The sequence below is a fragment of the uncultured Lutibacter sp. genome (assembly GCF_937891065.1).
In the GTDB taxonomy this organism is placed as follows: domain Bacteria; phylum Bacteroidota; class Bacteroidia; order Flavobacteriales; family Flavobacteriaceae; genus Lutibacter.
In genome coordinates this window covers 1-9,058 of the sequence record NZ_CALAEQ010000177.1, presented here as the reverse complement: position 1 = coordinate 9,058, position 9,058 = coordinate 1, and the positions used below count along the sequence as shown (strand labels likewise).

Sequence of the window (9,058 nt, the reverse complement as noted above, 5' to 3'; positions counted from 1 at the left end):
ATATTTTATATTTTTCATTGTATTTATTTTTTAAAATTAAAAGGCTAAGTTTATACCAACATTTATGATTCTTGGCATTGGATAATGACCCCAATCAACACCACTCAAAGTTGAACGACCTCCAATGTCCGGATCTAAACCACTAAACGATGTTAGAGTAAATAAGTTTTCACCACTAATATAAAAACGAGCCTTACTTAAACTGATGTTTTCTAATGTTTTATCAGATAATTTATATCCAAATTGTAAGTTCGTTAATCTAAGAAAGGAACCGTCTTCAATATAATAATCTGAATATCTAAAATTTTGATTTGGATCATCATTAGACAATCGGGGTTGAGAATTTGTTGATCCTTCACCGTCCCACGCTTTGTCTAAAAGCCCTGCATATGAATTGTAATTTCCACTGCCGCTCATTAGATAAGGGTTAGCGGCATTCAGCATATCATTTCCATATTTACCCGTAAATAAAAAACTTAAATCAAAGTTAGTATAGTCGAATTTTAAAGTTAACCCGTATGAAAGGTCTGGAGTAGGATCTCCTATAATAGTTCTGTCTTGATCTGTTAATTTTCCGTCACCATTTAAATCTTTAAATCTAAAATCTCCAGGCTGTGCAGATGGTTGAATAATGTTTCCAAATTGATCAGAATGACTATTAATTTCTGTTCTATTTTGAAAAATACCATCAGTTACATACCCATAGAATGAACCCGGTGTTTGACCTTCTGCAGTATATCCTAAATCATCAAGTCTTTGATGATTTCCATCCCAAATTGCTTCGCCATCTGCCAATTCTGTAGCTTTAGCTTTATAATGAGATAGATTTAAAGTAAAAGAGGTTTTAAGCTTATTAAATTGATTTTTATAAGTAACTCCTATTTCGTAACCTTTTGTCTCAAAGCTACCTATATTAGACCATTGCGCATTGTATCCAGACCCCAAATATGCTGGTATACTTTTTGCCATAAGCATATCATTGGTCGTTCTTTTAAAAATATCAAAATTCATATTCAATTTATTTTCAAACAAAGCTAAATCAATCCCAAAGTTTAAATCTTCAACGGTTTCCCATTTAATGTTTGGATTTCCAACATTGTCTGGAGCTGTTCCAATCAATAAATTTTGATTTGCCCCTGAAGAATAATATTCATTTCCAATAGTTGTAAGTCTAGCATCAATTGGAATAGAATTTCTATTGTCATTTCCTATTTGTCCCCATCCTAAACGAGTTTTAAAAAAACCTATCCATTTCACATCTTTCATAAAAGTTTCATCGGAAACTACCCAGCCTAAAGAAACTGACGGAAAAACGCCCCATTTATTTCCATCAGGAAATAATGATGAACCATCAGCTCTTGCTGTTGCTGTTAGTAAATATTTATCTTTATAGGAATAGTTTGCACGAGCAATGTATGAAATCAGGTTATATTGTTCATTGTTTCCTGAAGCAAAATAAGCCTCTGTTGCAGCATCAAGGTATCTTAAATCTGGGTGATTACTTGGTGTGTTTTCCGCTTGAGCACTTAACGTTTTATGTAATTGAGATTCTAATACAATACCTCCCATTACATTTAAGCTATGCTCGCCAAAGTCTTTTGTATAAGCTGCAAAATTATTCCAGGTGGTATTAGTTTTATTGTTATGGATTCTTCCAACAGAGTTAATAACTCTCTTATCCGTTTCTTCAATATAATAATCTGGCGCAAACCAATTATTTTCATAAGAACTAAAATAAATACTGTATTGAGATTTAAATGACAATCCTTCAATAATTTCCCAATTCACATAAAAATTTCCAATAGTTCTATAATATGCTGTATCATCAAAACTTCTTGCAAGTTGTCCCAAAGCGTTTGGAACATCTGTTACAGTTGGCGAAAAAATACTGAATTCACTTAACCCTTCTTGTTCATATTCCGGAAGATACGGATTGGTAATTGGTTCTAAACGATGTGCATCCCAAACTAAGCTAGGGCCATTGTTTGTATTTGAATTGGCAAACGTAAAATTTTCTCCAATAGTAACGTTCTTTTTAATTTTATATTCAGTATTTAAACGAACACTCCATTTACTAAAATCACTTCCTTTAATAATACCATCTTGCGATTGATGCGAAAATCCTGTAGCTATTTTAATATCCTCAGTTGCTTTAGAAATCGATAGGTTTGCATCATAAATAGGCGCTGTTTGAGTTATTTCATTCCACCAATTTGTTCCAGCCCCAAATGATTCTGGATTATCATAAATAATGCTCTTTCCATCATTTAATCTTGCTGTATTTATGATGTTAGCATATTCCGCAGCTCCAGCCAAATTAGGGTTTTTTGCAATAGTTTGAAGTCCGGCATACCCATCAAAAGAAATAGTTGTTTTATTTGTTTTAGCCTGCTTTGTTTTTATAATAATAACACCATTTGAAGCACGCGAACCAAAAATAGCAGAGGCAGAGGCGTCTTTTAAAACCTGAACACTTTCAATATCTTGAGGTGATAAAAAATTTATATCATCTAAAGGCACATCATCAACTACATACAATGGTGCGTTATTACTAAGTGTTGAAATACCCCTAACTGTAACAGTAGATTCGGCTCCTGGTTTTCCTCCATTTGATGAAACTTGTACACCCGGTAGTTGACCTGCCAAGGCATCTTGTATATTTGTAACAACCCTTTTAGAAAGTTCTTCACCTTTAACGGTTGAAATAGCACTTGTTAAATCTTTCTTTTTTACAGAACCATAGCCAATTAATACTATTTCATCAAGTTTTTCAATACCCGACACGAGCGTTACATTAATTTTGGTTTGATTAGCTACCAATAACTCTTTTGAATCGTAACCGACATATGAAAAAAGTAAAACATCGTTACTATTTGCTGTAATTGCATAGTTTCCATCAAAATCTGTCACAGCACCTGTTGAAGTACCCTTTACAAGGACTGATACACCTGGAATAGGTGCTCCATCAGCAGAAACAGTCCCTGTTATAGTTTTTTGTTGAGCGTAACTGGGACTTATTATAAGTAATAATAAACCCATTATGTAAGGGATGAATGTTTTCATTTATTTTATTTTTTATTTTTTATTTTTTGAATAATTAGAATTTCATTTAAGTATTTTAATTCTGTTGCTTAGAGGGCTGACGCCCTCTAAGTTAAACAGATCTTAATCCAAACTTAATTACTCATTATATGGTTGAATTGTAGCTCTTAATAAGAAATAATCAAATGTTATCAAGTATTTGCCTGCTTGGCTTTTAAACTTCAAATCTGAAGACCCATCACCTGCCTTACATTTTACAAAATTAACGGGAAGTGTTGTTTCTCCACCAACTTCAAAGCCACAATCAAATGGTCCCCATCCGTCAGTTTGTCCAATAAATTTTAGTGAAGTATCATCTGAAAGTTCAACCCTAGCAGTAAATACATATGGGTTTTCCAAACTATCTTTATCCATAGGAATGGCATCGGCAGGATTCCAGTCTAAATCTGATCCTACAAAACCACTACCCATTAAGTACATGTTTTCTTTTACTTCATCATCAACTACCATTTTTTCGTACTTGTACGTTAATGTATATGGATTAAATTCTACATGATAATAACCATCTCCATCAGGAAATCCAATGGTTCCACTATCTTCTGAGTTTATTATTTTAGAACTATCGTTTGGATCAGTTCCCCAGTTATTTGGTCCCCAATCTAATTGCCCTAAAAATTTAATATCATATCCTTCCCAATAGTAAAACTCTAACACAAACCAGTCTTCATCCTCCGGGTTTTTCCACATTTGGGTCGCTTTGGTTTGATCCCATTCCCACCACATTGAACCACCAACGGCATACATGTTATATATAATATCTTTTTCTCCAACAATAATTGTTGAAAAACTTGTTGTTCTATTACCTGTTTTATCTATCCCAATAGCTTCAAATTGGACTGCTCCTTCGACACCGGTTGCTGGAATATCAATTGAACTGGTCAAGTTATACATAGTTGTGTTTTCAGGCATCTTCATTTTTACTTCATAACCCAAAACTTCACTGATAACAATTATAGAATCAAGTGCTTTATCATCTGAAAAATCAATGATTAGTTCAACCGTGTCTCCAGACAAATAAGAAGTTCCATTTATTGGAGAAGTGATTGACACTTCAGGGTTAATTACGTCGTAGTCTAAATTAACAGCAACATCATAGGTTGTCGTATTTCCTGCAACGTCCGTGGCAGAAACTTTTATAGAATGAGATGTGTCAGGTAATTCGTCGGCTGGCACTAAAAACTTATACTTTAACTTGTACTCTTTAGGAGGATTGTCAAATTCAATATATTTATCTACGAACCAATTATCGTAATTAATATTTACATTTGAAATACCACTATCATCAGAAATTGTTCCTTCAAAAACAAATTCTAAACCAGGTGCTGTAGTAATTGTTGTTGGAAAATCCGAAAACACTGGAATTGAGCTGTCATTTATTTCATCATCTTCCTTACAAGAAGTGAAAACAAGAAGTGAAAATAATACTGTGGATATAAAAATCCGTGAAAATATTTTACTAGTCATCTTAAATATAGTTTGGTTTAAATTATTTAATGAGGTAAAATTAGCATATACATCTCTTTTTATAGCCTAATTTTTGCTCAAAAATGAGGGTTTTTTTACTCAAACACCTATTAAATTGAATAGTTCTCAATAAATAAATTAAATTTACATGATAATCTAAAACCTATTGATTGTTTAATGAAAATAAACAGCATAATTATATTTATCCTTTTTCTTTTCTTTGGAGTGATTTCTTATTCTCAAGATAAATTGCCTCCAAAACTTAAATTTAATTCCATTAGGGTTGAAGATGGTTTGCCTAATAATATTATTAATAGTATTGTACAAGATTCATTAGGTTTTATATGGATTGGTACTAATGATGGATTGTGTAGATATGATGGTGAAAATTATAAAATATTTAGACAATCACTTAACAACAAAAATTCTTTATCTAATAACTTTATTCAATCATTACATGTTGATAGCAATGGTGATTTATGGGTAATGACGGATCAAGGCTTAAATAAATATGACATCAAAAAAGAACTTTTTGAAATTTATTTGACCGACAATAGTAATCTAAGCCATAATAGTGTTACAACTATTGAAGAACGAAATAAAGGAGAATTTTATGTTGGAACTTATGGGGGTGGAATAGATATTCTGAAGGATGGGAAATTTATTTTCAATTTTAACATTAATAATGAAAATTCAATATCATCCAACTTAATTTCATCTCTTCAAATTCAAAACGATAGTGTTTTATGGGTTGGAACTTATGATAATGGTATTAATAAGATTGATTTAAATTCAAAAAATGTAACCAAACTTGAATATGGAAAGGATGCGATTACTTCCTCTGAAAATATAAATTCAATTTATTTAGACTCCTCAAATTATTTATGGATTGGAACCAAACTTGGTTTAACTGTTTATAACACCAATACTGAAAGTTTCTTCAAAATAAATAATAAAAATTGCACTTCATTTTTAGATGATGATATCTTAAACATTTTTGAAGATAATGATGGAGTTATATGGTTAGGAACAAGAAATTCTGGAATTATTAGTCAAAAAAGATTGGATATAATTCAAAATAAAAATAATACTCTTTTTAACAATTACCGACCAAACAATTCAAATGAAAGCGTAACTTATAGATCTATAAGTTCTTTTTATCAAGATAAACAATCAAACATTTGGATAGGCACCCATCTAGAAGGTGTAAACGTTGTAAATACTACAGGTGAAAAAATACGTTTATATGACCATTTTGAAACAGAGGAAGTTGAAATAAACGACGAAAGTATATGGGGTATTTGTGAAGATTCTAAAAACAATATTTGGCTTGGAACTGATGGGAATGGTCTTTTAAAATTCAATCCTTTCACAAATAAAACAGAAAGTTTTGTTTTTAATGTTTCTAATAAAAATGGAATAAGTGACAACGCAATTATAAGCTCATGTTTTGATAGTAATGGAAATTTATGGATTGGAACCTATGCCGGGGGGCTGAATAAATTAGAACCCAATTCTAGAAATTTCAAACATTATATAAAAGGAATACAAAACAATCAACTCAATAGCAACGATATTAGAGTTATTTATGAAGATCACAAAAAACGAATTTGGATTGGAACCAACGGTGAAGGGTTACATCTGTACAAACCTGAAACTGACGATTTTGAGTTTATCACCCAAGTTGGCGGGCTTGATATAAGATCAATAACTGAAGATGCTAACGGAAATTTATGGCTAGGCACTTTCGGTAATGGTATTTTATCATACAATTATGAAGAAAATATATCAATTAATTACCCAAAATACGATGATTTAAATGCCCATATTGTTTTTTCTCTAAAATTTTCTTCTCAAAACGATTTATGGATAGGAACCCGTTTTAAAGGGTTAATTCATTTTAATATAGAAACTCAGAAAATAAACCAGTTCACCCAAAGTGATGGGGTTTCTAATAATACTATACAGTCCATTATTGTAGAAAATTCAAATCATTTATGGCTTAGTACCAATGAAGGTATAAACTCATTCAATATATCAACTAAAAAATTTGATAGCTTTAAAAATCCGAGTGGTGTTCAAACCGGTCCTTTTAATAACAATTCAGGATTTTTATCTAAAAACGGATACATTGTTTTCGGTGGAATAAACGGACTTAATATTTTTTATCCAAATGATTTAAAAAAAGATAAAGATCCTCTAAAAATCATATTTACCAATTTGAAGTTATTCAACGAAACTGTTGAAATTAGCAATGATTTTGTTAAAACCCCTTTAAAACATAGCATTTCCAATACTTCGAAAATAAAACTCAAGCACAATCAAGATGTAATTACGCTAGAATACGCTGCATTAAACTTTCCTAGTTCAAAAGGTATTAATTATGAATACATTCTTGAAAATTATGACAATCATTGGAGCAAGGTGGGTAGCTTATCTTCTGCAACCTATAGAAATTTAGCTCCAGGCGAATATATTTTTAAAGTAAAAGTATCTGATGAAGCTGGAAACAGGAACTCGCAATCAACCAATTTAAAAATAACCATTTCACCTCCCTTTTGGTTAACAGTTCCTGCAATTTTAATTTACATCATCTTAATTTCTCTGTTAGCTTTCATAATAATGAGATACTATACAGATCAAATTAAATTAAAAAACTCTCTTTTTTATGCTCAAAAACTTCGCGAACAAGAAACCGATTTAAATAAAGAACGCTTTCGTTTTTTTACAAATTTTTCTCACGAATTACGAACTCCTTTAACGCTAATACTAGGTCCAATTACCGATGTTTTAAGAGAAGAAAAAAACGGAAAAAATATTGAGAAATTAACATTAATTAAAAGAAATGCTCAAATTTTATTAGAATTAATTAATAAAATGCTTGAATTTAGAAAATCAGAAACTGAGCATAATCACTTAGAAATTGGACAATATAGTTTCACTAAATTTGTTCAAGAAATATGTGACAACTTTAAATTTTATGCCAAGCAAAAGGATATTGAATTTAACATTCAATTAGATAAGAATTATATAGCCTGGTTCGATTATAAAAAAATTCAGTTAGTCCTTTTTAACCTACTTTCAAATGCATTTAAATATACCGGAAAAACAGGTAAAATAAATGTAATTATTGAAGAACAACAAGATACTATATTACTGCATATTACAGATACTGGTGTAGGAATTAAACAAGAAGCCTTAAACTCTGTATTTAATTTATATTACCATAAAGATTTTACCGATACTATTGAGGGCACAGGCATAGGTCTTGCATTATGTAAAAAATTAATGGACTTACATAGTGCGCAAATTTTAGTTAAAAGTGAAGTTGGCGTTGGTTCTGAATTTACTATTGAATTATTTAAGAATAAAGAGCCTTTCTTGAAAATGAATAATATTGAGTTCATTGAAACAGAAGACTTTGTTATAAAAAAACCATTTATTAATGATCCTATTTTAAATTATAAGGAGCACGTTGAGGTAGACTTAAATGAAGATGACAAAGTGGTGCTAATAGTTGATGATAATTTAGATGTGGTAAATTATGTAAGTGATATTTTATCTAAGTTCTATAAAGTAATTACAGCGGAAAACGGTAAAATTGGTGTTGAAAAAGCAATGCGATTTATTCCAAACTTAATTGTCTCAGATATTATGATGCCTGAAAAATCTGGAATAGATTTATGTACCGAATTAAAAAATTATAGTCAAACAAGTCATATTCCAATTATTCTATTAACAGCAAAGTTGGGAGAAAAAGATAAATTAGAAGCTATGAAAATTGGAGCCGACGATTATATAACCAAACCTTTTGATTCTGAATATTTACTTACCCGAATTGAAAACCTTTTCAAAAACAGAAAAAAGTTAGTCAGCTATTATAATAACACTCCCTCAGAAAATTTAACAGAAGAAAAAAAGAGTGTTGAAGATAAATTCTTAGAAAAATTAGAAAAATTAATTATTGAAAAGTACAATGGAAACGAAATCTCTATCCCTGAAATTGCTCAGGAATTGGGTTTCAGCAGATCTTCTCTTTATAGAAAAATTAAAGCCGTTACAGGCTCACCAATTAATCATTTTGTTAAAAGAGTCAGGTTAAATAAAGCTGCAAAATTAATATTAGAAGGTGAGTCAAATGTTTCAGAAGCGGCATTTGAATCTGGATTTAATGATTTAAAATATTTTAGGACTTGTTTTAAAGAACAATTTGAAGTTACACCCTCAAAATATAAAGGTTCATTTTCTGCTAAAAACGAAAGGGTCTAAATAAGCATTTAAATTATATTGGGTTTACACAGGACTCGAAGTATCTAAAACTTTTGTCAAATATTAGACGTATAAATATTATAATTTTTTTTAAAACTATCATATTAAAGTTTTTTCACTAAATTGCTGGAATGTCTAGCTTTGATGTGACGATTATTTTAGGTTCTGTCGCATCTGGATTAAAGAAAAATTAAAAATTTATCTTTACTTAAAAAAAGAGAGG

Annotated in this window: 3 protein-coding genes; 1 reads left to right on the top strand and 2 read right to left on the bottom strand. The window is 30.5% G+C overall.

The annotated features are described in order from the left end of the window. Window positions 1-36: 36 nt before the first annotated feature. Together Q0352_RS09690 and Q0352_RS09685 are read right to left on the bottom strand one after the other, a co-directional pair. Entirely contained in the window at window positions 37-3,063 is a 3,027-nt protein-coding gene (locus tag Q0352_RS09690; RefSeq protein ID WP_299527102.1) for a TonB-dependent receptor, read from the bottom strand. 117 nt (window positions 3,064-3,180) lie between these two features. Next, the gene (locus Q0352_RS09685; RefSeq protein ID WP_299527101.1) at window positions 3,181-4,566 is read right to left on the bottom strand and encodes a hypothetical protein; all 1,386 of its coding nucleotides are present in this window, start codon (window positions 4,564-4,566) and stop codon (window positions 3,181-3,183) included. A 177-nt stretch (window positions 4,567-4,743) separates the two neighbouring features. Here Q0352_RS09685 and Q0352_RS09680 point away from each other — a divergent pair, with 177 nt between their 5' ends. Then, window positions 4,744-8,835 carry a hybrid sensor histidine kinase/response regulator transcription factor gene (locus Q0352_RS09680; protein ID WP_299527100.1) on the top strand — a complete coding sequence of 1,364 codons (4,092 nt, stop codon included), beginning with the start codon at window positions 4,744-4,746 and terminating at the stop codon, window positions 8,833-8,835. Window positions 8,836-9,058 lie beyond the last annotated feature (223 nt).